This window comes from Synergistaceae bacterium, assembly GCA_031272035.1.
Lineage (GTDB): Bacteria > Synergistota > Synergistia > Synergistales > Aminobacteriaceae > JAISSA01.
Window position 1 is genome coordinate 1 of the sequence record JAISUO010000005.1, and the last position, 24,584, is coordinate 24,584.

Consider the following 24,584-nt stretch of genomic DNA (forward strand, 5'->3'; position numbering starts at 1 on the left):
CCCAACCCCACCTCGCCCGATCCGGAACCGAAGCCGTCGGGAGACGGGGATTCCTCGGCGGACATCACCCACGGCCCCGTGACGGTGGTTGACGGAGGCGGAGCGGTGATTGCCGACGACTGCGACATCAGCCGCCAGAGCGACGGAACCTGGGTCGTGACGATTCCGGCGGACGAGGGAGACGGGCTGGATCTGTCGGACATCGGCCTGATCTTCACCCTGCCCTCCGATGGAGCGACGGTCTCGCCGGCGGGCGGGACGCTGGAGGACTTCTCCGGAAACAAAGTGGTGGAATATACGGTGATTTCCGCTGACGGAACGAACATCGCCGTCTATCGGATCAGGGTGAGGATTCAGCCCTCGACGTTCATGAGCGGTCTGCTGGTGAATCCGGACGGGAGCACCTGGAGCCTGAGCCAGCCCGTGAATCAGGACGGGACGGTTTCGTTCACGGTGGAAGCGCCGCTTGTGGAGGACGCGCCGACCAACGCGACCCACATCCACGTTTATCTGGGCGGTGCGTATTCGCAGTCAAGCTACTCTCACGTGACCTTCGAGCTTGCGACGAGCGTGAGCGGAAACCGAGTTCTGCGAATCACGGGAATTGCGAAGGACATGACGGAGCTGCAAAAACTGAGCATCCCCCGAGTGGAGTGGAGCCTGCCGGACGGAACTGACTGGGCGCAGGATTTGGATCCGGCGGTGACCTGGTCCTGGATCGTCACGGGCAACAGGAACGTGATCATCGACGACGACGACACCGGCAAAAAGCATCACGGCGGGTGCAACGCGGGCATTTTGCCGGCCCTGCTGGCGCTGGCGCTGATTCCGGCCCTGACTCTGAAGCGAACGGGAAAGAAACGTCGCTGAAAGAAAGAAAAATCAAAAAAGCATCAAAGTATCGCTGAAATCTGAAACGGCAACGAGAGGGCGGCCTGCGGGCCGCCCTCCTTCTTTTTCAGTTCGTATGATACAGGGCATTAAGGTATAATAATGTTATGAGCTCCTCAGACATTCAACAAGGTTAAATTTTCAGATAAAACTTGTGAAGAGCAATTGTATTCTTAATTTGAGAGTATTAGAGAGGAGGAAGAATTTATGATCCAAATGACCACGGCATACACCACAGAAATTGATGAACCGGAAAAAGGTATCGACGAAATTCTGGAACAGTTGAATCTCAAATCTCTGAAAAAACACTCTGCCGGAGTTCTGGCCTGTCATTTCGATTTCATCGACGAGGGATTTGTCGCCGAGCTGTCGAAGCGGCTTCCTTTCGATTTTATCGGCATGACCACCATAGCCAACGCCACGGCGCAGGGGCACAGCATGTACGGACTGTCCATGGCGGTTTTGACCAGCGACGAGGTGTCCTTCTCCACAGTTCTGACCGAGCCCCTGGGCAGCGCGGATTACGGAGAAAAGATCGCCGGGGCCTGGGCTTCCGCCCGCGGGCAGCTGCCGGGAGACCCCTCTCTGCTCATGACGATCATTCCCTACCTCAAGTATTTGAGCGGCTCCATCATGCTGGAATCCCTTGACGACGTCTGCGGAGGCATTCCCATTTGGGGCGGCGCGGCCACAAGCGTCGATGTGGGCGACACGCAGTGCTGCGTCGTCCGAAACGGCGTGGCCAGCCCGGCTGGACTGGCAATGCTGCTGCTGCAGGGTTCGGTGAACCCGGAGTTTGTCTTCACCGCAATCCCCAGGCAAAAAATCCGGGAAAGCGTGGGGGTTATCACCGAGTCCGACGGCTGTCTTCTGAAAAAAATCAACAATCAGCCCGCTTGGAAGTATCTGGAGAACATAGGAATCAATCTCGTGAAACAATCCAGCACCTCGATGCCCTTCATGGTGTACTACGAGGGTAATGCCGAACCGGTGTCCCTGGGGGTGTACACCATCAACGAGGACGGCAGTCTTCTGTGCGGCGGACCTATGCCGGAGGGCGCCCGCATCACCACCGGGGAAATCACCGTCGAGGGCATCATCTCCACCGGTGAGGAAAGCGTTCGCCGGATACTGCAAAGCAACAGACACGGAGGCGCCTTTCTGTTCCCCTGCGTCACCCGTTACGTGATGCTGGCGCCAAATCAGGGCGACGAAATGAAGCTCGTCGCGAAGATGACAGGCGGCAGCGGCGAAAACAAAGTCCCTCATCTTATGAGCTACTGCGGCGGAGAAATCTGCCCTGTGCGGGACGAAAACGGGAAGCTGCACAACCGGATGCATAACTACAGCTTCTCCGCCTGCGTTTTTTAATCCTTATTACGTCTTTGAATCCCGTTTGAATCATAATGGAAACTACGGAGCAGAAGGGCAAAACCACCCCTTTACAGGACCTCCAGAACGAGGACCCTCAGGCGATTATGGAACTTCAGCGGCAGCGGATCGCCGAACTGGAGAAAAACGCCAGAAAAAGCGCCCGCGAAATTAACCGTTTGCAACAGGCGGTGGAGCAGGAAAAAATATACGCCAACGCCAAGGCCAATCAGGTGGCCGCCCGCACACTGGCGCAGCGCGAGCGGGACAGGTTTTTGATGCTGCTCCTGAGCAACAGCCCCAACGTCATTCTGTTTTTCGACAAAACGAAACGCGTCGCCTTTTTCAGCGATTCCTTCCTGAAATCTTTCGACATTTCCGACGTGCTGCAGGTCAGCGGGAACCAGGCGGAGGACGTTTTCAGGCTTTTCTGTCCAGAGGAAATCATCAGGATTCTTTCCGAGGCCCTGAATGAGGCAATGATGTTCAACAAATCCCTTTCCCGCTCCGGAGAACTGGACAGCGGTGGAACGAAGCACAATTTTCTCTTTTATCTGACCCCCATGACCAACCCCGACGGAGAAAACGAGGGCGCCATGCTCCTGCTGAACGACGTCACCGAGCTGGAACACGCCCGCGAAGAGGCGGAACACGCCACCATGGCAAAATCTCAGTTTTTATCGAACATGAGTCACGAGTTTCGCACGTCCCTGAACGCCATCATCGGCCTGACGGATATTCTGCTGGAGCAAAATCTGAAGGACTCCGTCCAGCTGGAACTGGAAAAGATTTACGCTTCCGCCATGAACCTGTTGGATTTGGTGAACGATATTCTGGACATTTCAAAGATTGAGGCGGGGGGATTCCAGTTTGTCCCGATGGAGTACAAAATTCTGGACGTTCTGAACGACGCCATTCAGTTCAACATCGTGCGCATCGGGTCCAAAAGGATCGTTTTTCGCCTGGAGGCGGATAATTCCCTGCCCTCCGTTTTCTGGGGCGATGAGATACGCATCGTTCAGGTTTTGAACAATCTGCTTTCCAACGCGTTCAAGTACACTCAGGAGGGTTTTGTCACGCTTTCCGTCTCCTGGGAGAAAATTTCGGAGGAAAAAAATCCGGAAGGGAAAAATCCGGAAAATGCGCTGCTCATTTTCGCCGTGAGCGACACGGGCATCGGGATAAAAAAGAGGGACCTGGGCAAACTTTTTACGGAGTACGGCCAGCTGGACGCGCGAGCCAACCGCAAAATCGAGGGAACCGGCCTGGGGCTCTCCATCACGAAGAACCTCGTTTCGCTCATGGGAGGAACCATTCAGGTCGAAAGCGAATATGGAAAAGGAAGTCTTTTCACCGCCACGCTGAAGCAGAAGATTGTGGATGAAACCCCGATTGACGCCAATACCCTGGAGAAGCTCAAACATCTGCAATACGTGGGAAATCGGCGGACCGAAAGCCGGCAGTTCATGCGAAGCCGCCTCCGGAAGGGCCATGTGCTGGTGGTGGACGACATCTCCACGAACCTGGACGTCATGAGGGGACTTTTGCAGCCTTACGACCTGCAGGTGGACTGCGTTTCCAGCGGACGGGAGGCTATTGAGGCGATTCGACGGGAGGCCCCCCGTTACGATCTGGTGTTTATGGACCACATGATGCCGGAAATGGACGGCCTCGAAACAACTCGAATCATCCGCATGGAGTCCAATTCGGAATATGCGAAGAACGTCCCCGTCATCATGCTGACGGCCAACGCTCTGAAGGGAAACAGGGAAAAATTTCTGGGCTTCGGTTTCAACGGCTACATCTCAAAACCCATCGATATCGTCCAGCTTGACGCATGTCTCGCGCAATGGATCGGGGTCACGCCCCAGTACGGGGAAATGCCCGTCCGGAGGGAAACGAAGGAACCCGGCCTTCCCAGAGATGTGCGGGTGGAGGGCGTCGACCTGGAAGCCGGAGTTCATCGCTTCGGCAGCGAAAAGATCTACCTGGACGTTCTGCGAACTTACGTGGAGGAGATGCCCCGATTGCTGGAGCGGCTGCGGAACGCGGATTCCACCCGCCTGGCCGATTACGGACTGACGGTACACGGGCTGAAGGGAAGCAGCGCCGGAATTTGCGCCAACGCTCTGGCCCTCACCGCGGAAAATCTGGAATACGCCGCTAAAAACGGGGATTTGACCGCCGTCCTGAAGGGCAACGGAAAACTTCTGGCCGACGCCGACGCCCTGATCGAAAAACTGAAAATCCTTTTGTCCCGAACCTCCGCGGACAAAAACGCTAAAGGAGAAGGAAAACCGCGAGCCCCGAAACCCGATCGGGCCCTGCTGGAAGAGATGAAAAAAGCCGCCGAAAACTTCCATACCAGCGAGCTGATACAGCTCATGAAAAAGTTGGAAAATTACGAATACGATTCCGAAGGAGACCGGATAGCGCGGCTGCGAGAAGCGATGACGGGGCTGGAATATGAGAACATCATAAACCATCTGACGACCTGGCTGAAAGAAACGGAATAAGGCCCTCAAAAAACGGTATACTTAACCCTGTAAAATTTTTTCAGGGGGTTTGCTGCCGGTGATGCGAATCGTTCCGTACTACAGGATGTCCGATCTGGACGTCGCTCTGAGAGAGGCGCTGAGAGAGGAAACGCGGTTTATCGTGCCTTCCCGTCGGGATCGGGACTGGTGGAGGACGCGAACGGCGTCGAAGGAATTCGGGCTGAGCGAGGAACGAAGGGGAATTCTCTGGAACTGGGGAGATTTGTACGACAACCTCATTGATTTCACCGGACTTCCGCGCCTGCGACAGATCGACCCGCCGGATCATCGTCTGATTCTGGCGCAGGTGGTGGAGCAATTTCTGAAGGAAGACCCCGAACCGGCCAAACGCTGGCCCGGCCTGAAACGTCCCGGTTTCATCGACGTTCTCTCGGACGACATCCGCGAGCTGATCAACGAGGACATCTCCGTGGAACAGGTGGAGGCCGCGGCTCGGGACGACGCCCCGATCTCACGGGTGCTGCCCGCCCTTTACGGAAATTATCTCGAATATCTCCGTCAGAACCGGCTCATGGACAGCGCCCAGATTCCCCAAAAGGCGCGGGAGCTTCTGGAGCTCTGCGGAGAGGACTGGGGGCGGTCGCAGGTTTTCGTGTTCGTCGGCTTCCTGTCCTTCACCCACGCCCAGCTCGCTCTGGTTCGGCGCATCGACGCCGTCTGTCGGGAGGTAACGCTGTTCAAGCCCGAAACGGGGCTTCGGGATTTTCAGGACGCCTCCATACAATTCGAGAGTCAGTTCGAGAGGCTGTCCCCCCTCCAACCCTTTTCCACGTCTCCCCCTTCAGGCAAAATCGCCTTTCTGAGCACCCTGGATTTTTCTCTTGAGCCGGAGGCCGTCGCCCGTTCTCTGGCTCTCTGGCGAGGGGGAGAGGGTTTTCTGGCAGAGACGCAAACTCCCTTTCCAGGCTTCGGAGCCATAGCCATCATGACTCCGGAACAGCGGGGGCCGGAGGTGGAATCGGCGCTGCGGCGCTATCGCATCCCCTTCACTCTGGCTCAGGGACGCAGTATGAGCGACGTTCTTCCGGGGACGCTTCTCACTCCGATATGGACGGCCTGGGTTCAGGGGCTGGACTCCTGGGAGACGGCTCTGATTCTTGCGCATCCCTGTCTGGCAGGCGCCGGATTTCCCTTGGACGACGCCGCCTCAGACGGACCACGTGGGGTAAAGGGATGGGAAAGCTGGCTGGAATACCGGATAAACGCCTCAAAAGGCGTGGCCCGGAAAAATGCCCGACAGGCCCTGAAGGCCTTCAAGGCCCTGGTGAAATTCTGCCGCGCGCTGGAAAAAGGCGCCGCGCCGGAGGGGATTTTCGCGGCGCTTCACGCTTTTTTGACGACGCCGGGCCTCTGGCTGAAGGCCGCGACCTCCGCAGGGACGTTCGACGACCCCGACCTGGACGAAGACCTGAGAGAGCTCGCCGCATCTCTGGCGGAGGTCGAAGCCAAACGTCTCGCCCTGCACGAACTTCAGCCCGACCTTGGGCCGGCGGGCAAAGTGACCCTGAAGGGAACGGAGGCCGTCGATTTTCTGAAAAACTGGTGCTCGGAATCACGGGTACAGCCGGGTCCCGGAATCGGAGGCTCTGTCGCACTCCACTTCGGGCCGCCTCCAACTCTGGCCTCATATCCCGTGTGGATCATGACCGATGTCACTCAGAAGCACTGGCCCGGCACACAGCCCTCCTCTCCCCTGCTGGACGCGGAAGAGCGGGAACGGATGCGGGCCGCCTCCGCGTGGCTTCCCTCCGCTCACGACCGGCGGGCGCAGAGAGAAGCCCTCTTTCGAAGGCTGCTCTGGACGGGAGAGACTCTCACGATCGCATCCTGCTCCGAGACGGATCAGGACAAACGCCCCGCAGGAAAAACCCAGCTGCTGGAGACATTTCTCACGGATATGAAAACATGGGATTTGATGGAAGCGCCGCCTCTTGGAATCGGCGAACTGGCCCCCTCTCCCGGGAAGCCCTGTTTTCCCGCCATCGAGGCCCCCTTCTCAAAAACCGTCGAACGAGGAAAGCCCGCCGTTCGCTCCGAGGCCGGAAGCCCCCGCCTGTCCGTCAGCGATCTTCATGAACTGCTGGACTGCCCCTTCCGCTGGTGGCTCCGGCGCGCCGCGAGGCTGAACGAACGCCGGACGGCCTTTTCGGACAGCGCCGAGGCCGGAACGCTGACCCACAGGCTCTGGCAGAACATTTGGCGGCGCAGGGGAGAAGAGGCCGATGCTTCTCCTTCCCTGCCCGTTCTCGCGGCGGAGGAATGGAGAAAGGCTCTGGAACTTCACGAAGATTACGCCGGCTTCACGCGTTTCCTGTCCGACCGGCGGCTGAAGCGGACGCTCAAAAACCTTGAATTTTACATGGCCCGACTCGCCCAAACGCAGCAGGACATTCTGGATCGCCTTGAGGCGTCGGGGATCAGACATAAAATACTCTACATGGAAGAGGAGCTTTCCCTGTCCGCCCAAATTGACGGGGCCGTCTTTTCCGGGAGATGCGACCGGGTGGAGATGCTGGACGAAGGCCAAATCGTCATTCTGGACTATAAACTCGGAAAAGGCGGAACCTACGAAAAATCCCTCCCCCGTCTCACCGAGCGGCCCTGGCTGCCTCCTGAGCTTTTGGAGGGTCGGGAGGCGTTTCGCTTCGGACTTCAGCTTTCGGCCTACGCCCTGATGTACGGCCGGCAGTTTCCCGACCACAGAATGGCGGGAGTGGGATTTCTCGGCCACAAAGACGGAGCTCTGGCGGGGACCTTCGCGACCCAAAGCCTCGCCGACTGCTATCTCCCCAGGGCAAAGCCGGTTTCTCCGGAAGAGCGGATCGCCGAGGCCGAAACCGCCCTTCGATGCGCCGCCGCAATTCTCAGAGAGGGCCGGTACGAGCCCTTCTTTGACGCGGAATCCTGCAGCTATTGCGACATGAAAGGCATTTGCCGAAAGAGTGAACTGCGCGGCGAATCCCAGGGAGAAACTTCATCGGAAATGGAGTCGGAAGACGAGCCTGAAACGGAGGAACGGAATGAGCGAACGGAAAACTGACTGGCTGCCTCTTCTTCTGCCGGAGGGAACTCCGGAGGGACAGGTTCGCGCCGTGACCTGCGACGACGCCCTGATCACCGTCGGCGCCGGAGCGGGGACGGGAAAAACCTGGGTTCTCTCCACCCGCTACGCGCGTTTGCTGTTCTCGGATTCGGACTGTCTGCCGCAGAATATTCTGACCCTGACTTTCACCGAGGCGGCGGCCAGAGAAATGCAGGAACGCATACGGAAACGGGCCTTCGCTCTCATGCCGCTGCTGTCTCCGGAAAACTTCTCCCGGGAAGAGCGACAGGCGCTGGAGGAGGGGTTCGACGAAACCTGGATCTCCACCATACACTCTTTCGCCGCGCGCCTCATCCGGGAGTCCGGCCTCGCCCTCGACGTGGACCCCCGTTCTTCCGTCATCAGCGACCCCCAGAAAGAAAAATTCCGGGAAAACCTGAAACAGGCCCTGGACGCACTGGACCTGAGAACCTTTGTGGCCTCCTGCGGCAGCAGAAACCTTCTCGACGCGGCGGAAAGGCTGGAGAGCGACCCCATACTGATCGCCGCTCTGGAGAAATGGCAGCCGGACACGCTTTGCAACCTGGCTGTCAACGTGACGGAGCTGCACTCCAGCCTGGGACACTCATGGCAAACCCTGACGGAATGGGCGAAAGGAGCCGAGAGAGAGGACGACCCCAGAGCAAAATCCATGTCCAACGCCCTGAGAGACCTGCTGCAACCCCGCTGGGACGAAGCCTGGCAGCTCTGGCGCTCCGTTTTCGGAGAATTTGGAGGCGACATCCTGGACGCACGGGACGCGGTGCTCCGTAAAGCCACGGGAAAGGGAAAAAGTCCGGTTCTGGCTCTGGCGATGCTGCTGGAAAAATGGGGAAAAGACCTGCGACTCGACGAAAACGCTTCCGGCGACGACCCGACAGCCATAGAACGACGACGGCTGTTTTACACGGACCTGTGTGAAAACCTCTCCGGAGGAAGGTCGACGCTCTTCGGAGCTATCGGCGAGCGCCTGGGACAAAGCATCACGAGCTGGAAAAACGCCCAGAAAAAATGGCGGGAACTTTCGAAAATTTCTCCGGAGGCTCCCCTGCCCGAAGCTGAACGCCGTCTGCGGGCCGTGCTTCTGCGTCTTTCCGCCCTGGCCTGGGAGAGCTGGGACGGGATGAAGCGACGCCGGAGCCTTCTTTCCTTCACGGACATGATTCGCTTTGCCGCCTCCTCCATCGGCGCGGACGAACGACTAAAGGGCTTCAAACACATTTTGATCGACGAATTTCAGGATACGGATCCCCTGCAAAACTCCCTGATTCGCGACCTTCAGACGAAGGAAGGGGCAAAACTGTTCGTCGTCGGCGATCCGAAACAGGCCATCTACCGCTTCCGCCACGCCGACCTGACTCTTTTCGCCGATACCGTGCTGCAAAGCCGAAGTTCGGGGAGCGACATCACCCTGAACGTCAGCTTCAGAACCCGCTCGTCGCTTCTGCGGCCGATCAACTCCCTTTTCGCCCACATCTGGGAAAAGGGCCTCGGTGCGGGAGAGCGGATGAGCCGTCTGAAGTTCGAGCCCCTTGATCCCCCGTCCGCCCCCCATCCCAACCGCGACCTCTCCACCGTCACCCCCTTTACCCTGCTTCTGGCCGTCAGGCAGGGCCGGAGTTCACGCGAGACCCGGAAGCGACTGGCGCGGAATCTGGCTCGGATTTTTACCCGCTGGATCGAGGAGGGACGTACCGTGTGGGACGGGCGCAACGAGGTTCTCCGCCCCGTAAGCTGGAAGGACTTCGCCATCCTGACCCCGACCCGTGGGGAGTATGAAACTCTGGAAGACATGTTCACCAAGGAGAACATCCCCGTCGTCTTCGAGAGCAACTCCAGTTATTTTTCCCGGGGAGAAATCACCGACGTGGTCAACACCATGCGGGCGGCTGCCTTTCCCTCCGACGAAACGGCGTTTGCGGGCTGGCTTTCCTCTCCTTTTTCCGGCGTCTCCCGCTCCGATGCCACGACCTGCCTGAATCTTCACGCCACGACCGCGCGAATGGGAGAAATTTCCCTGCTCGACGTGGTTCAGGAACGTTTTCCCGAAGCTGTGGAACGGCTGGAGCATCTCCGGCGTCTTGGAAACCTGAGAGGGCCTTCCGCCCTGCTGTCCAGCCTTCTGGAGAACAGAAACTGGCTCGCCGCCTTCAGACGGGATCAGCGCCTTCGGGTGGTCAGCAACGTCACCAAGGCGATTTCCATGGCTGCCGGATACGAAAGCGGGGTCTCTCCAAGCCTCGCCGGCTGCACCCAATGGCTGGACACGGCCCTTCGCAACGCGCAGACCTCCGAGGAAGCGCCCTGGATGGATCCGGACGCAGACGCCGTTCACGTGCTGACGATCCACAGCTCCAAGGGGCTCGAATTTCCCGTGGTGGCCGTCATGGCCATGGATCGGGGCGTCGGCGGCAAGGGAAACAGCGCAACTCTGGCCCCTTCCAAAACAATGGGGGTCGTGTTGTCGGCCATCCCCGACATGATGCGGAACACGGACGGCATGGAGGCGGAGGAGGAACTTCCCCGCTCCCTGAAGCAGGAACGGGCGCTTTCGGCCCAAAGCGAACTGGAGGAAAGCACCCGCCTCTTTTACGTGGCGACGACCCGAGCCAGGGACGCTTTGATTCTCTGCGGCGCCGTTTCCGAAAACAAAGACGGCGAGCGATCGGTGAAACAGGACACCTGGCTGGAACACACGCTCGACTGGCTGGGAAGGGAGCAGGGCTGCGACTGGCAGGACCTCGAAGGCCCTCCCCTCGTCTGGGCAGAGGATGAGGAAGAAGGAGAAACGGGGAAAACGCGGTCCTCCGGCGTTACCATAAGAACTTTCGAAAAAGTTGAACAGAATGTCCCCTCCCCTCGTCTGACACTGCCCGACTCGGAAGAAATCTCCCTTTCCAGCCTCTCGGCCACTTCCTACGCTCTGTTCGAATGGTGTCCCTTCGCCTGGCGGCGACGGCATCGGCAGGGACTGGACCTGCGATGGGAGGCTCCCGACGAACCCGGAGACGTTCCAGGGGGATCCCGGCTGGGGACCCTGGCCCATTGGATTCTGGCGGAATGGGATCTGACCCCGAAGGGGCTGGAGAAATGGCTGGACAATTCCGCCGCCCCCCTTCGCCTGCCGGCGGATTTGCGCGACACCTGGCGAAACGCCAGAAATCGGGAAGCACTGAGAAGCTGGCTCATGGACCTGACCCGATCCGAGGAGGGACGTCTCATTGCAGAGGCGGCTCGAAGCGGCAGCCTTCGCAGAGAAGCTCCCTTCTGCGTTTCCATCGGCGGGGACGCCGGCCATCTGTACCTCGTGGGAGCGATCGACGCCCTGTGGCGAGACTCCCGCAACCAGTGGTTCGTCAGAGATTACAAGATCACCCTGTCGGACAACGCGCCGGCAGAGCTTTACCGTGCCCAGCTCGGTTTTTACGCGCTTGTCGTGAAACTTCTGGCGAAAAAACAGGGGCTTCCCTTCGAAGGCGTCGACGTTGGGCTCGTCTTCCTGCGAGAGGGTGGCCGCTCCGGCGATGCCCGACGTTTCTCGAAAAACGACGACTGGGCAACAATGGAAGAACATATTCGCCTCGCCGCTCAGACCACCGTCCGGGGGGACTGGATTCCAAGGCGGGAACACTGCCGTTTCTGCCCCTGGAAAAAAGGCTGCGGCAAAACAAAAAAATAACCCCAACACCTCTATAAAATGCAAAAGGGACGGAAAAGAAAGGAACAGAAAGGACATGGAAAAACAAAACACGGAAACGCAAAAATCGGCCAAACAGGAGCACACCACCCATCTTGCGGCTGGCAGCCTCGTCAGCAAGGCCGACTCTCGAATAGAGTTTCGGGGACGCCTCGACAGTCTGTGCGCCCTGGTTGTGGAGCTTCAGATCCGTTTTCTGAAAAACGGCTGTCCGGAGGCCGCGGAAGAGCTGGAAGCGGTCCGGTTGAGGCTGGTGGACCTCCTGATCTGCGACGTCACAGAGAAACCCTGCGAAAAAGCCGATCTGTGGGGATTTTCCGCGGAAGAACTGCATAAACGTTCCCACTATCCCGAAAAATACTACGGGATCGGACACATCCGGCCCCACTTCAGCATGGGAGACACGGCCTCGGGCCTGAACCTCCTCAGAACTCAGGTGCGAGAGGCAGAGGTTGCCGCCTGCCGCGCCTTCGAGACGGGAAGCGGCGTGGAGCGTCCGGACATTGTCGAGTTTCTCAACCGTCTCAGCAGCGCCCTTTACGTTCTGACCTACAAATACCTCCCAAAGGGTTACGATAAGATCGTACAGTTTTGAGAACCGAGATACATTTTATGATGTTGTGGTTCTGCGCATATTGTAATACTATAAGAATTACAGGAGGTGGTAGTTATGAGTACAGTAAATATCAACATACGCACGGACAGCGACATCAAAGCGCAGGCCCAGCAGATTTTCGAAACGCTTGGGTTGGACATGACGACGGCAATCAATCTGTTCCTGCGCCAGACGGTGCGCGAGCGCGACCTGCCGTTTGTTCTGTCTGCAAAGCCGGCCTCCGTGAAAAAAAGCAGGGCGCTCGCTTACGGCCGCGGGAGCATGAAAGGAAAGATGTGGGTTTCCGACGACTTCGACGCCCCGATTGACGACTTCAAAGAGTACATGGAATGAAATACCTGCTCGACACTCATACTGTTCTCTGGTTTTTTGAGGATTCGAAACAGTTGTCTGAAAAGGCGGCGGGCGTGATTGAGGACAGCGATCCCGATAACGGCATAGTAATAAGCGTAGCGTCCCTTTGGGAGTTCACAATCAAACGCAGCCTCGGCAAACTCCACTTCGACGGCGGCGTGACAAATCTCTACGCCATGATTGAGACAAATGGATGGACTGTGCTTCCCATCGCTCAATCGCATTTGGAGAGCCTGTCCGATCTGCCGCCTATACATCGCGACCCTTTTGACAGATTGCTCGTTGCGACTGCAAAGTCCGAGAGAATGTCGATAGTTACAACCGACAGAAACATTCCCCGATACGGCGTGCCCTGCGTATGGTAGCGCGATTACGAAATTGCCCGAAAAAAATTTCCAAACGGCGTCTATAACACTCGATTGAAAGCATATCGGTTTCACTTCAGTTTTATGGCTTTTTCCAGCAGTCGAATATCCGCGCGGATGTGTCTGATGGAGTCTTCGAGGCGTTTTCGATCTTCCAGTTGCTTTCACACCGTACCGATTTTTACCGGCTCTTTACCCAAATAAGTCATTTTAGTGCGCTTTCCGTCCCGAAACGAAAGGGCGTAGATGATTGTAAAACATCGTTTTTAAAAATATTTTTTTTCGTGAATTTTTGTTTTGGAGACCCTGGAGTTTTATACCCTTACTGGAGGCGTATCCAACAGTAAATTTTCTTTATTATACATTGCTGCTGGTGAACGCATTATTTATCTTCCGCGATGACTGCCGGTGTTTTCATGAGATGGCCGGTCAGACATGTGTTGTTTATATAGTTTGATAAGTTAAATCAATTTTATTTTCAGGCAGAAATCGTACAGCAACTTCGCGAACAACAGCACCATGACAAAGGCCATCAGAGGCCTGACAAATTTCGCCCCGCGGGTTATTGCGCAGCGGGCTCCAAACCGACCGCCGGCTATGGAAAACAGCGCGCAGGGAACAGCGACTTCCCAAACCACCCGGCTCTCCGCCACAAACGTGAGCAGCGCAGCCAGATTCGCCGCCAGGTTGACCAGACGGGCCGTCCCACAGGCCGTGAGAAGCTCCATCCCCAATAAAAAATTGAAGGCCAGGATCAAAAACGTGCCGGACCCCGGCCCAAAAAAGCCCTCGTAGGCGCCGATGACCAACCCGATGAGAAAAGACAGAAACCTCTTTTTTTCCGCTTCCGCATTTTCCGCCAGGGCCATAGCGGGACTCTCCTCAGTCGGAGCATTTCTCCGGCAGAGCAGTGTGAAGGTTCCCACAATGGGCAAAAGCACCAGAAGCGTCACCCGAAGAACCTCATCGCTCAAAAAAAGGACCAGCCTCGCCCCCAGCCAGGAGCCTCCCAGCGCGCCGGCAGCGGCGAAACACGCCACAGGGAGGGAGATTTTTCCGCTCCTGAAATAACGGATGGAGGAAGAAAGCGCTGCCGCACCCGAGGTGAATTTGTTGGTTCCATAGGCAAAATGCACGGGAAACCCCGCGGCCAGCCAGGAAGGGATGGAAATGAGCCCTCCTCCGCCGGCCACGGAGTCCACAAAAGAGGCCAGAAAAAGCATGGGGCACAGAATCAAATAAGTGTGCAGAGACACGAACTCCGAACCTGGAAAATTCAAGCTGCCCTCACGCCTCCTTATATTTCGACGTTCAGCCTTTTGTTACCGTTTCGAACTCGCGTCGCACTTTTTCCCTGAGTTCTTCGCTCACGAGGTATTCGAGGGCCACGGCGCCCATGGCTTTGGCCGCGGACAGCATGGCCTCCCGGGCTTCCTCCGAATTGGAAGCCTCGCAAAATTCTCGCGTGTGGCCCGTAAGCGTCTCGGGGCCGATTTTAAAATACGGCGCGAGAAGAGGACGAACGCAGCTCACGTTGCCCGCGTCCCATCCATAGCCGCGGGTGTCCGACGCCCTGAAGGGCATACCGAGGACTTTCAGCGCCTCCGCCATGACCAGTCCCAGTTCGTGATTCGGGCGCGTATCCTCGTAAAAATTCTCCGGAATTTTCGTTTCAAAGGTGCAGCCCGTCACCAGCGCGGCAGCTTCAACGCTGTTGGTAACCACCTTCAGGACTCTTTTGAGGTTGGCGGACGTTCGGCCCCGAATGCTGAACTTCATTCTGCACAGGTCGGGAATCGTGTTGGGCATGGAGCTGCTTTCCACGACGACCCCGTTGACGATATCGCCCGCCAGATTGTGCTGCCTCATGGCATTGATATTGTTCAGGGTGAGCATTCCGGCCGTCAGGGCGTTCACCCCTTTTTCCGGCGACCCGCCGGCGTGGGCGGGCTGTCCCCTGAAGGTCACCTCCAGAGCCATTGTGGCGGCCAGAGAGCGCTCTATGACGGTCTCGTTTTCCCCGTGGGCGGTAAAGGCGCAGTCCACGCGCTCAAAGTAACCTTTTTTGAGCAAAGTCACCTTTCCTCCATAATTGGGGACGGTTCCCTCCTCGGCGGGAGAGCCCAAAACCTGAACCTCGCCTCCCGTTTCCTTCAGAAATCCGCGCAAAGCGATGGCGGCCCCCAGGGCGGAACAGCAAAAAAGATTGTGCCCGCAGGCATGTCCCAGTTCGGGCAGAGCGTCGTACTCGGCGATAAACGCCACGGTGGGACCTTTTTTATCCGACCGGAAAGATCCCCTGAAGGCCGTTTTCATGCCGCCGCTGTTTCTCTCCACCTCGAAGCCGTTCGATTCGAGGACGCCGCACAGAAGATCGGCAGCCATAAACTCCTGATGTCCTATTTCCGGATTTTCCCATATTTTCGAGGAGGTTTTGACGAGGACATCTCTGAGTTTTTCCACCTCCTCAAAAAGCGCGCGCCAGTCTTTCTCCGAAAGCATATTCGGTCTCCCTTCACTTACTTCCCATTTTTCTATTTCTTCAGAGCAGAACGGGCGCTCCAGGGCCCAGAGGCAGGTTCAACAGATAGAACCCGATCAGCAGAAGGGTCCAGGAGATCATGAAGAAAATCGCGTAGGGAATCATGATGGAGATGATCGTTCCCAGTCCCGCTTTTTTGTCGTAGCGCTGGGCGCAGATAATGATAAACGGCATGAAGGGCTCCAGCGGGGAGACGCAGTTGGTCACGGAATCCGCCACGCGATAGGCGGCCTGCGTCAGGTAGGGAGAGAAATTCAGCTTCATGAACATCGGCACGAAAATCGGCGCCAGTATGGCCCACTTGGCGGAGGCGCTGCCGATCAGGAAGTTGATCAGCGCCGCCAGAATAATGAACGCAACGATCAGAGGAACGCCGATGAATCCGCTGGACTGCAGGTAATCCGCGCCCTTAACGGCCAGAAGAAGGCCCAGGTTCGTGTAGGAGAAATATTCGACAAACTGCGCCGCGAAGAAGCACAGGACGATAAATCCCGCGAAGCCCTTCATCGACTCCGTCATATGTTTGATGACGTCTCCTGAATTTCGGATCGTCCCCGCCGTGATTCCATAGGCCAGCGCCACGAGGAAAAACCACAAAAACAGGATCGGCACCATCGACGAAAGGAAGGGAGAGGGAACAATGGTTTTCAGTTTGGGATCTCTGAGAATGCCGTCGGCAGGAACCACCATCAGCGCGATGACGCAGACGTAGAGCAGAGTGACGATCAGGGCATTCCGCATTCCCCTTCGTTCTGCCTCCGTCACCTCCATCAGGGCCGTATCCTCGTCCCTCACCTCGCCGCCTGAGCCGTCGTAGGTTCCAAGGCTCGGCTCAACGAGTTTTTCCGTGATGAAGACCCCCACGACGGTGAGCACGATCGTCGCCAGAAACATGAAATACCAGTTGACCGCCGGGTGAACGGTGGCGTTGGGGACCATGATCTGCATCGCCTTTTCCGTCAGCCCCGCGCAAAGAATATCGGTGGGCGTTATCAGAAGATTGGCGCTCAGTCCCGCCGCCACACCGGCAAAACCGGCCGCGATTCCCGCAAGGGGGTGGCGGTTCAGAGATTTAAACACCAGCCCTCCAAGGGGCGGAATGACGACGAACGTGGCGCTTCCGGCGATGTTTCCCATGACGCCGGCGAAAACCACGATGGTGGTCGTCAGGATCCTGGGAGCACCCGCAATGGCTTTTCTCAGAACGGCCCTCAAAAGTCCGGCCTCCTCGGCCAGCCCCAGACCGATCATCATCACCAGAACCGTTCCCAGAGGAGGGAAGCGGGTGAAGTTGTTCACCATGCTCTGGAGCATCCACCGGAAGCCCTCCGGCGTCGCCAGGTTTTTGACCACTTCTTCTTTTCCGTTGCCCGGGTTATGAAAGGTCATGCCGCCCATGTGCATGGAGACGAGGACGACGACGACAGTCAGAATAAGGAAAATATAAACCGGATGGGGCAACATATTGCCAACTCTTTCAATTGCGCCTAAAATACCCTTTTGCCGATTCTGCCGCTCACTCACAAAAAAACCTCCCTTATTGCTTTTTGAATATCATATTGAACATAGCATTGAATTTTACCTTATATTACGTGAAAGCGGCCAGATCAAACTGACGCCCAAAGACCGCAGAATGACCCTGAAAGGAAACCGGATATTCTTCCATCGTCCATATTTGCAATGAAGGAATAAAGCGTCAGCAACGCCGGCAGTGGGGCAAAAATCCCTGGCTCTTTTATAAACTTTATTTTATTTATACCACTGCTTTTATTTTTGCCTGGAAATTTACAAAACAGGATATAATGAGGTATATTGTTCCGGTCAGTTTTATTCCTGTTTTTTAGGAAACAGTGCAAAATCAGATTTATAAACTTTATTTTATATCAGGAGGGAAGCATCATGTCAAAAAAGTATCGAATGGTATTTTTTGTAATGGCCCTGTGTGTTTTTACGATTTGCTCGGGAGTCTCCGGCAGCGCTCAGGCGGCGGACTTCACTCTGAAAATCGGCGCCACGGTGCAGGAGGACTCCGCCAGCGGGCTGTCTCTGACGCAATACTTCAAGCCCTACGTGGAGGAAAAATCCGGGGGCAGAATCAAGGTTGAGGTCTACTGCAATTCCGTGCTGGGCGGAGACCGGCAGATGTTCGAATCCCTGCAGGTGAACACCCTCGAAGCCAACTTCGGCCCTCTCTCCGTGCTGGCCAACTTTGACCCGAACTTCAGCGTCGTCGACGCCCCGTTCCTTTTCAAGAACAAGAAAACGGCCTATGCCGCCCTGGACGGAGAATTTGGCGCCATGCTCGCCGAAAATCTGCCCAAAATCGGCATGAGGCTTTTGGGGTACGGCGAAAACGCTTTCCGCAACATCTCGAATAACGTCCGCGCCATCAACACCATGGCGGATATGAAGGGGCTTAAAATCCGGGTGATGGAGGCTCCGGTCTACATCAACACGATGAAAGCCCTGGGGGCCAACGGAACTCCCATGGCGTTCAACGAGCTGTACACCGCGCTGCAGCAGGGGACGGTAGACGGCCAGGACAACGGCGTCGTGCTGACCTACACCGCCAAGGTCTACGAAGTTCTGAAATATTACACATTCACCGAACATTGCTACGCCGCCAACGCCTACGTGTTTTCCGACGCGTTTCTGAAGAGTCTGCCCGAAGACCTGCTGCAGGTCGTCAAAGACGGCTCCATTTACGCCCTCACCAACCAGCGGCGGCTGAACACGGAAATGGAGGACGAGTTCATAAAACTCATCGAAAACTCCGGCGTGAAGGTGAACCGCCTGTCGGACGAGGAGCGCGCCGCCTGGCAGAAGGCCACCGCCTCGGTTCTGGACGACCTGGCCGGCGTCGTGGAGCCGAAGGTTCTGGAGGCCGCTAAAAAAATCAACGAGGTGTATGGAAAGTAATCCCATGCTGAAAAAAATATGGGATCACCTTGAGGAGATCTTTTTGCTGCCCTCGCTGGTTTTCAGCGTGGGCCTGATTTTCGTGCAAATTATCATGCGTTACGTGTTCACCAGCTCCCTGTCCTGGTCGGAGGAACTGGCGCGGTACCTTTTCATCTGGCAAATCTGGCTCGGCGTCAGCTACGCCGCCCGCAACAGATCCCATCTGCGGATTTTGCTGCTGACGCAGAAACTGAGCCCCAAAGCCCGAAGCGGCGTCGAACTCGTCGTAACGGCGGTCTGGATGGGCTTCGCTCTTTTCGTGGCCGCCCGGGGGTTTGGCCTGGCGGCGCAAGTCGCGCGGTTCGGTCAGAAATCCTCGGCGCTTCAGATCCCCATGCAGTACGTTCACCTGGCCGTGCCCGTGGGGTGCACCCTGATGGCCCTGCGCCTCGCCGAAAACACCCTGAAGGATTTCTTCTCGAAACAAAGAATGAGAGGGCTTCCGGAATGAATATTCTGCTTCTGTTCGCGATGCTGGTGATCTGCGTGTCGCTGTCCGTGCCCATTGGCGTATCCCTCGGCCTTTCCACGGTGATCACCATCGCCTTCACCAGCAATATCCCGACGATCATGGTCAACCAGAACGCCTTCGCCGGGCTGGATTCCTTCCCGCTGATGGCAATCCCCTTCTTCATGCTGGCCGGAAACCTGATGGCCGCGGGAGGCATCGCCAGACGCATCGTCAACATGTGCGACGTGCTGGTGGGGAAAATAACGGGCGGCGTGGGCATGGCCACGGTGGCGGCCTGCATGTTCTTCGCGGCCATTTCGGGGTCCGGACCGGCCACTGTTTCCGCCATGGGAACCATCATGCTGCCCGAAATGGAAAAGCGGGGATACTCCAGAGATTTCGCCACCGGTCTGACGGCCACGGCGGGGACCATCGGGGTCATCATCCCTCCCAGCATTCCCTTCGTCATCTACGGCGTCGTGGCCTCGGCCTCCATCGGAGAGCTCTTCATCGCGGGGGTCGTTCCGGGCGTTCTCATCGGCCTGTCGCTCATGGCCGTCTGCTACGTGATTTCCCGCAAACGGGGCTACAGGGGAACCGCGAGGGAAGACCTGAAATTCTGGCCCGTCCTGAAGGACTCCATCTGGGCTCTGATCACCCCTGTCATCATTCTCGGCGGGATTTACGGCGGAATCTTCACCCCCACCGAAGCCGCGGTAGTGGGAATTGTGTACTCGCTGATCGTGGGCGTGTTCATCTACAAAGAGCTGGACTGGAAAACCTTCGTCGCCTCCCTCCGGTCCACCGCCGACCTGAATGGCCTGACGGGGTTCGCCATCGGATTTTCCATGGCCTTCGCCTCCTATCTGGCCATTGAACAGATCCCCGTAAAAGTGGCTGCTCTGCTGACAGGCGTTATCACCAACCGCGTTCTGCTGATGGGTTTCATTTTACTTTTTTTGCTTTTTGTCGGCCTGTTCGTGGATAATATTTCGTCGTGTCTGATTCTGACTCCGGTGTTCCTGCCCATCGTGAAATCCATGGGGATGAATCCGGTTCAGTTCGGAATCGTCATGACCACGGCGCTGGCCATCGGTTTCGTCACGCCTCCCTACGGCGCCAACCTGTTCGTCGCCACCGCCATCTCCGGCGTCAGCATCGAACGGATCGCGAGAGCGGCCGTGCCATTTCTGGCGGCAATGTTCCTGTGTCTGCTCCTGATCACCTTTTGTCCGGTGCTGACTCTGGGCCTCGTCGCCCTGATGAGGTGATATTGTGCGTATAGCCGTGCTTGTCAAACAGGTCCCCGACACGGACGAGGTCAAAATGGACCCGGAGCGGGGGACAATGATCCGGGATGGCGTGGGAAGCATCGTCAATCCCCTTGATCTGAACGCCATCGAGGCCGCCCGGCAGATTCGCCGGGAAGGCGACGAGGTGACGCTTTTTTCCATGGGGCCGCCCGGCGCGGAAGAGGCCCTTCGAGAGGGGTTTTCTCTGGGAGCCGACGGGGCGATGCTGGCCACGGACAAAGCCTTCGCCGGAGCCGACAGTTGGGCGACGGCAAAAGTTCTCGCCGCGATGCTGAAAAAAGCGGGCCTCCCCGGCCTCATCATCGCCGGAGAAAAAGCCACGGACGGAGAGACGGGACAGGTGGGCCCGGAGGTCGCCGCGATTCTCGACCTGCCTCTGGCGACCCGGGTCACCAGCCTCCAGCGAACGCAAAACGGCGACGCCGAAGAGGTGGAAGTCCAATGCACCCTGGAGGAGGGGATTCTGACCCAGCGACTCCCCCTGCCCTGCCTGGTCACGGTCCTGAGCGACCTGAACGTGCCTTCGCTCCCGACGCTGTCCGGAAAAAAACGCGCCTGGCTCCAAAAAACGGAGATCGTCACGGCGGAGAGCCTTGGCTTTGAACCGGAAGACACCGGACTGGCGGCCTCCCCTACGAGAGTCGTCAAAATCGAACGGCCAAAGATGACGAGGACCGTTGAAAAATTTTTCGCAAAACACGAGGAAGAACTCGAGGCCGGGTTGAACAGGGTTGTCGAAATTCTCAGAGACGAGGCGATTCTATGAAAAATCCGTCAGAAACCTTCGACGCCGAAGGCTCTGTCTGGGTCCTTGGCGAGATGAAACCGGACGGGGAACCGTCCTCCACTCTGTTTGAACTCACCGCCGGAGCGCGGGGGCTGGCGGACGCGCTTTCCTCCGTCAGAGGCCGGCCCTGCGGCGTTTCCGTGGTTCTGCTGACCGACTCCCTGAGAGATCGATTCAATCCCGAAAAAGTCGGCTCTTACGGCGCGGATCAGGTCCTGTCCGTCAAAGCCGAAGCGCTGCCCTTCGACCGCGCCGTCTGCGGGAAAATCCTCGCCCATCTGGCCCAAACCCATCGGCCTCAAATTGTGATCGCGGCCGCCACAGCCTTCGGCCGTTCCGTGATGCCCTACGCGGCGGCACTGCTGCGGACGGGGCTCACCGCGGACTGCACCGGACTTTCCATCGACCCGGAGAGCGGTCTGCTGCTGCAGTCGCGCCCGGCCATAGGAGGCAACGTCATGGCCACCATCCGAACGCCGAACCATCTCCCCCAAATGGCCACCGTCCGACCGAAAACCTTCAAAATTCCCGCGGTCGTAACGGAGAAAGGGGCGGAAATCGTAACGCCGGATGTTTCATCCATAATGCGCGGAACTCTTCGCACGGTGAAGTTCGAAAGTTTCGCTCAGAGCGACGGAACCCTGCAGGACAGGGACGTTGTCGTGGCCGGAGGCAGAGGGCTGCGCAGAGCGGAGGGTTTCGACCTGCTGACGAAGCTGGCCGCTCTTCTGGACGGCAGAGTGGGGGCATCCCGTCCGGCCGTCGAAATGAAATGGATCGGCTATCCGCACCAGGTGGGGCTCTCCGGGCAGGTTGTGGCCCCAAGGGTCTACATCGCCGCGGGCATCTCCGGGTCGGTCCAGCATCTGGCGGGGATGCAGACCGCGGGAAAAATCATTTCCATCAATCGGGATCCGGAGGCGCAGATTTTCAACGTCTCGGACGTGGCAATCTGCGGCGACCTTTACGAAATTCTGCCGAAGCTGACGGAAAAAATCGAAACGGCGAAAGGAGGCCGGACGTAATGGCCCATTCAGTTTATTCGCCGGTCACGGAAGAAGTTGTGCGGGACCTCGTTTCCCTTCTTGGAGCGTCGGGCGTCACCACAGACGGAGAAAAATGTCTGGCGTACTCCACGGACCAGACGATCCCCCGTTTCGAGAGAGAATACAGGGCCGACGCGGTCTGTTTCCCGGAGAACACCGCGCAGGTTTCGGCGGTTCTGAAATACGCAAACGAACGCCGGATTCCCGTGACGCCCCGAGGCGCCGGCACGGGCCTTTCCGGGGGAGCCGTTCCGGCCCTGGGAGGAATCGTTCTGTCGCTGGAGCGGATGAACGCCATACTGGAAATCGACAGAGAAAACCGGACTCTGACCACGGAGCCGGGAGTGGTGACGTCAGAGGTGACGAAAGCCGCGCGGAACAGCGGGCTCTTTTACGCGGGAGACCCCTGCAGCGGCGACATTTCATTCATCGGCGGCAACGTGGCGGAGAACGCCGGAGGCAACAAGGTCATCAAATACGGGGCTACCGGCGCGCACGTTCTGGGGCTGGAGGCCGTTCTGCCGGACGGCAGCATCGTGACATTCGGCGGCAAAAGGCGCAAGGACGTCACCAGCTACGATTTCGTTCACCTGCTGATCGGATCCGAGGGAACGCTCGCCGTGGTGACGAAGATCATCCTCAACCTCATTCCGCTTCCGACCTGCGTCACCGATCTGCTCGTTCCCATGAAAAGCGTCGAGGCCGCCGTGAAACTGACCTCTCTGATCACCACGGAGGGCGGGGTCATCCCCTCGTCGGTGGAGTACATGGATCGGGAGTCCATCCTGAACGTGGAGAGATACACAAGTTTCCGGATCCCCGAAAGCGACGCCGCCGCCCAGCTCATCATCCAGATGGAGGGCATGGACCGAAAGCAGCTCTGGACAGACGTGGAAAAGACGGGAGACATCTGCATGGCCAACGGCGCCAGGGAGGTCTTTGTCGCGGAGGACAGAAACGCCAGGGAACGGGTGTGGCGAATAAGGAAATACGTGGCGGAAGAGGAATGGACCGCCTCCATGCCCATTCTTTCCAAAGAGGACATCGTTGTGCCCACCAGCGCCGTCGCCGAATTTCTGGCGCGCCTGCCCCGAGTTGCGGAAAACCATCGGGCGACCTTTAACGCCTTCGGACACATCGCGGACGGCAACATCCACATCACGATATTCCCGAAGGAGGCCGCCCCGGAGGAGGAGCTCCATCGCCGCGCCGACCCTCTGAGGCGGGAGCTTTACGGGCAGGTCAGAGATTTGGGAGGGACCCTTTCCGGCGAGCACGGGATCGGCCTGAAGCGGAAGGACTACGCGGGCATTTTTTTGGACGAAGCCCAGCTTCGCCTCATGAAACGCGTCAAAAACGCCTTCGACCCCAACAATATCCTGAATCCATCGAAGCTGGTCCCCTGAATTTTCCTGTCCGCAAAAAACAGCCGCTCCTTCGGGAGCGGCTGAGTTGTATTGAACAATCAGAACTTCCGGGCAGGACAGTAAACAGACAATTATTATACAGTCATGCGCATCTTCAACAATTTTTCCGCCAGTTCGGCCGCGTCGCAGGGCCAGTAGAATGCCGGTTTCGGATGGCTGGTTCGGGGATTGCCTTTCCCGGGACGGCAGACGGAGATCACGTCGCTCCACCGCGTCGGGATCGCTTTAAAGCCCGTTACGGCCCCCATGAGAGCTCCGCAGATCGCCGCATTCGTGTCCGTATCGTGTCCGTAGCTGATGGTGTCCACAAGCGCCTCCTCGAAGTTCTCGGCGTGAAGCAGCTGATACAGCGCGTTCTGAAACGCCACCAGAACCCATCCCTTGTGCAGTGAAAACTCGGAGAGCGGAGGTTCCTTCCGGGCGTTTTCCACCGCATTTTTCACCGATTCCGCGGCGTCGATTTCCTGACACCAGACGCAAATTCTTTCGAAAATTTCTTCCCGCGTATCCCCGTAACGCACCGCGTCGGCAATTGCGGCCACGTATAACGTATTGGCGTCGGCGCAGACTTTAGTCGGATGAGTGATTGCGGCATCCGTCCTCGCCAGTCGCGCGATTTCAGCGAAACCCTCTTTTTTACGCGTATCGTAACGTTCGGCGCACCATATTCCAAGGGGGCTCACGCGCATCATCGCGCCGTTGGCCTCCGTATCGGAAAGAGGCCGTCCATTTCCCAGCGCGTTGAGCGTAGCGAAGCCATAATCGAAAGCTCCGGCGAACCAGGAGACATAAGCCTTACGTACGTTTTCCTGAATGTACTCGCCGTCCTTGTCCAGCGTGCGCGCCAGAGCCAGAGCCATTTCAGAATCGTCGGTCGCCTGTCCGGCGAGATTGGAAAACGTCCCTCCGTCGGCCAGGTCTCTGACTCCGTCGGGATAATGCTTCTGGATATATTCCGACGTCTTGAACTCCACCAAACCACCGAGGCTGTCCCCGATAAACTGTCCAAAAAGACAGCCCTTCGCGCGATCCAGTTGAGCCTCGCCCGACGTCCTGAAAAAAGAATCCTCCATTATTTTTTCGTCTCCTTCTGTGTCATTATTTTCATGATTTTTCGTTCAGA

18 protein-coding genes are annotated in these 24,584 nt (G+C 57.5%); 14 read left to right on the forward strand and 4 right to left on the reverse strand.

Features of this window, described 5'->3' with window-relative positions; all coding sequences use genetic code 11:
- The 8 genes from LBR61_00425 to LBR61_00460 all read left to right on the forward strand — a co-directional run.
- Positions 1-870 (forward strand): hypothetical protein (locus tag LBR61_00425; protein ID MDR1730537.1); only part of this gene is annotated, 870 nt, incomplete at its 5' end.
- Between the two features lie 228 nt (positions 871-1,098).
- A complete protein-coding gene (locus tag LBR61_00430) occupies positions 1,099-2,262 on the forward strand; it encodes an FIST C-terminal domain-containing protein (GenBank protein MDR1730538.1) in 1,164 nt (387 codons plus the stop codon).
- Positions 2,263-2,297: 35 nt separating this feature from the next.
- Positions 2,298-4,778 carry a response regulator gene (locus LBR61_00435; protein ID MDR1730539.1) on the forward strand — a complete coding sequence of 827 codons (2,481 nt, stop codon included), beginning with the start codon at positions 2,298-2,300 and terminating at the stop codon, positions 4,776-4,778.
- A 61-nt stretch (positions 4,779-4,839) separates the two neighbouring features.
- Entirely contained in the window at positions 4,840-7,860 is a 3,021-nt protein-coding gene (locus LBR61_00440; GenBank protein MDR1730540.1) for a PD-(D/E)XK nuclease family protein, read from the forward strand.
- Positions 7,841-11,581, forward strand: a complete 3,741-nt coding sequence (locus tag LBR61_00445; GenBank protein ID MDR1730541.1) for a UvrD-helicase domain-containing protein — start codon at positions 7,841-7,843, stop codon at positions 11,579-11,581. The genes LBR61_00440 and LBR61_00445 overlap by 20 nt, the downstream gene beginning before the upstream one ends.
- A gap of 55 nt (positions 11,582-11,636) precedes the next feature.
- Positions 11,637-12,194: a hypothetical protein gene (locus tag LBR61_00450; protein MDR1730542.1), complete on the forward strand. Its 558-nt coding sequence runs from the start codon at positions 11,637-11,639 to the stop codon at positions 12,192-12,194.
- A 75-nt stretch (positions 12,195-12,269) separates the two neighbouring features.
- Positions 12,270-12,548: a type II toxin-antitoxin system RelB/DinJ family antitoxin gene (locus LBR61_00455; protein MDR1730543.1), complete on the forward strand. Its 279-nt coding sequence runs from the start codon at positions 12,270-12,272 to the stop codon at positions 12,546-12,548.
- A complete protein-coding gene (locus LBR61_00460) occupies positions 12,545-12,934 on the forward strand; it encodes a type II toxin-antitoxin system VapC family toxin (protein ID MDR1730544.1) in 390 nt (129 codons plus the stop codon). Before LBR61_00455 ends, LBR61_00460 begins: the two co-directional genes overlap by 4 nt.
- 461 nt (positions 12,935-13,395) lie before the next feature.
- Here the strand turns inward: LBR61_00460 and LBR61_00465 are convergent, their stop codons facing one another.
- From LBR61_00465 to LBR61_00475, 3 genes are read right to left on the reverse strand one after another with little or no spacing between them, the layout of a single operon-like run.
- A complete protein-coding gene (locus tag LBR61_00465; protein ID MDR1730545.1) occupies positions 13,396-14,214 on the reverse strand; it encodes a TSUP family transporter in 819 nt (272 codons plus the stop codon).
- Between the two features lie 31 nt (positions 14,215-14,245).
- Positions 14,246-15,436, reverse strand: a complete 1,191-nt coding sequence (locus LBR61_00470) for a M20 family metallopeptidase (protein MDR1730546.1) — start codon at positions 15,434-15,436, stop codon at positions 14,246-14,248.
- Positions 15,437-15,476: 40 nt separating this feature from the next.
- Positions 15,477-17,000, reverse strand: coding sequence for an AbgT family transporter (locus tag LBR61_00475; GenBank protein MDR1730547.1), 1,524 nt, complete (start codon positions 16,998-17,000; stop codon positions 15,477-15,479).
- Positions 17,001-17,375: 375 nt separating this feature from the next.
- Between LBR61_00475 and LBR61_00480 the strand changes: the two genes are divergently transcribed.
- From LBR61_00480 to LBR61_00505, 6 genes are read left to right on the forward strand one after another with little or no spacing between them, the layout of a single operon-like run.
- Positions 17,376-18,395, forward strand: a complete 1,020-nt coding sequence (locus tag LBR61_00480) for a TRAP transporter substrate-binding protein (protein MDR1730548.1) — start codon at positions 17,376-17,378, stop codon at positions 18,393-18,395.
- 4 nt (positions 18,396-18,399) lie between these two features.
- Positions 18,400-18,888, forward strand: a complete 489-nt coding sequence (locus LBR61_00485) for a TRAP transporter small permease (protein MDR1730549.1) — start codon at positions 18,400-18,402, stop codon at positions 18,886-18,888.
- Positions 18,885-20,159, forward strand: coding sequence for a TRAP transporter large permease (locus LBR61_00490; protein ID MDR1730550.1), 1,275 nt, complete (start codon positions 18,885-18,887; stop codon positions 20,157-20,159). Before LBR61_00485 ends, LBR61_00490 begins: the two co-directional genes overlap by 4 nt.
- Positions 20,160-20,163: 4 nt before the next feature.
- Positions 20,164-20,967: an electron transfer flavoprotein subunit beta/FixA family protein gene (locus tag LBR61_00495; protein MDR1730551.1), complete on the forward strand. Its 804-nt coding sequence runs from the start codon at positions 20,164-20,166 to the stop codon at positions 20,965-20,967.
- Positions 20,964-22,013, forward strand: coding sequence for an electron transfer flavoprotein subunit alpha/FixB family protein (locus tag LBR61_00500; protein MDR1730552.1), 1,050 nt, complete (start codon positions 20,964-20,966; stop codon positions 22,011-22,013). The genes LBR61_00495 and LBR61_00500 overlap by 4 nt, the downstream gene beginning before the upstream one ends.
- Entirely contained in the window at positions 22,013-23,440 is a 1,428-nt protein-coding gene (locus LBR61_00505) for an FAD-binding oxidoreductase (protein MDR1730553.1), read from the forward strand. The genes LBR61_00500 and LBR61_00505 overlap by 1 nt, the downstream gene beginning before the upstream one ends.
- 95 nt (positions 23,441-23,535) lie before the next feature.
- On the opposite strand, the gene LBR61_00510 is transcribed toward LBR61_00505, so the two are convergent.
- Positions 23,536-24,534, reverse strand: a complete 999-nt coding sequence (locus tag LBR61_00510; protein ID MDR1730554.1) for an ADP-ribosylglycohydrolase family protein — start codon at positions 24,532-24,534, stop codon at positions 23,536-23,538.
- Positions 24,535-24,584: the final 50 nt, after the last annotated feature.

Excerpts from the sequence above, each read along its gene's own strand:
- LBR61_00435 (MDR1730539.1), top strand. The coding sequence starts at position 2,298 with ATGGAAACTACGGAGCAGAAGGGCAAAACCACCCCTTTACAGGACCTC.
- LBR61_00450 (MDR1730542.1), top strand. The coding sequence starts at position 11,637 with ATGGAAAAACAAAACACGGAAACGCAAAAATCGGCCAAACAGGAGCAC.
- LBR61_00430 (MDR1730538.1), top strand. The coding sequence starts at position 1,099 with ATGATCCAAATGACCACGGCATACACCACAGAAATTGATGAACCGGAA.
- LBR61_00470 (MDR1730546.1), bottom strand. The coding sequence starts at position 15,436 with ATGCTTTCGGAGAAAGACTGGCGCGCGCTTTTTGAGGAGGTGGAAAAA.
- LBR61_00510 (MDR1730554.1), bottom strand. The coding sequence starts at position 24,534 with ATGGAGGATTCTTTTTTCAGGACGTCGGGCGAGGCTCAACTGGATCGC.
- LBR61_00445 (MDR1730541.1), top strand. The coding sequence starts at position 7,841 with ATGAGCGAACGGAAAACTGACTGGCTGCCTCTTCTTCTGCCGGAGGGA.
- LBR61_00455 (MDR1730543.1), top strand. The coding sequence starts at position 12,270 with ATGAGTACAGTAAATATCAACATACGCACGGACAGCGACATCAAAGCG.
- LBR61_00500 (MDR1730552.1), top strand. The coding sequence starts at position 20,964 with ATGAAAAATCCGTCAGAAACCTTCGACGCCGAAGGCTCTGTCTGGGTC.
- LBR61_00505 (MDR1730553.1), top strand. The coding sequence starts at position 22,013 with ATGGCCCATTCAGTTTATTCGCCGGTCACGGAAGAAGTTGTGCGGGAC.
- LBR61_00460 (MDR1730544.1), top strand. The coding sequence starts at position 12,545 with ATGAAATACCTGCTCGACACTCATACTGTTCTCTGGTTTTTTGAGGAT.
- LBR61_00490 (MDR1730550.1), top strand. The coding sequence starts at position 18,885 with ATGAATATTCTGCTTCTGTTCGCGATGCTGGTGATCTGCGTGTCGCTG.
- LBR61_00440 (MDR1730540.1), top strand. The coding sequence starts at position 4,840 with ATGCGAATCGTTCCGTACTACAGGATGTCCGATCTGGACGTCGCTCTG.
- LBR61_00480 (MDR1730548.1), top strand. The coding sequence starts at position 17,376 with ATGTCAAAAAAGTATCGAATGGTATTTTTTGTAATGGCCCTGTGTGTT.
- LBR61_00485 (MDR1730549.1), top strand. The coding sequence starts at position 18,400 with ATGCTGAAAAAAATATGGGATCACCTTGAGGAGATCTTTTTGCTGCCC.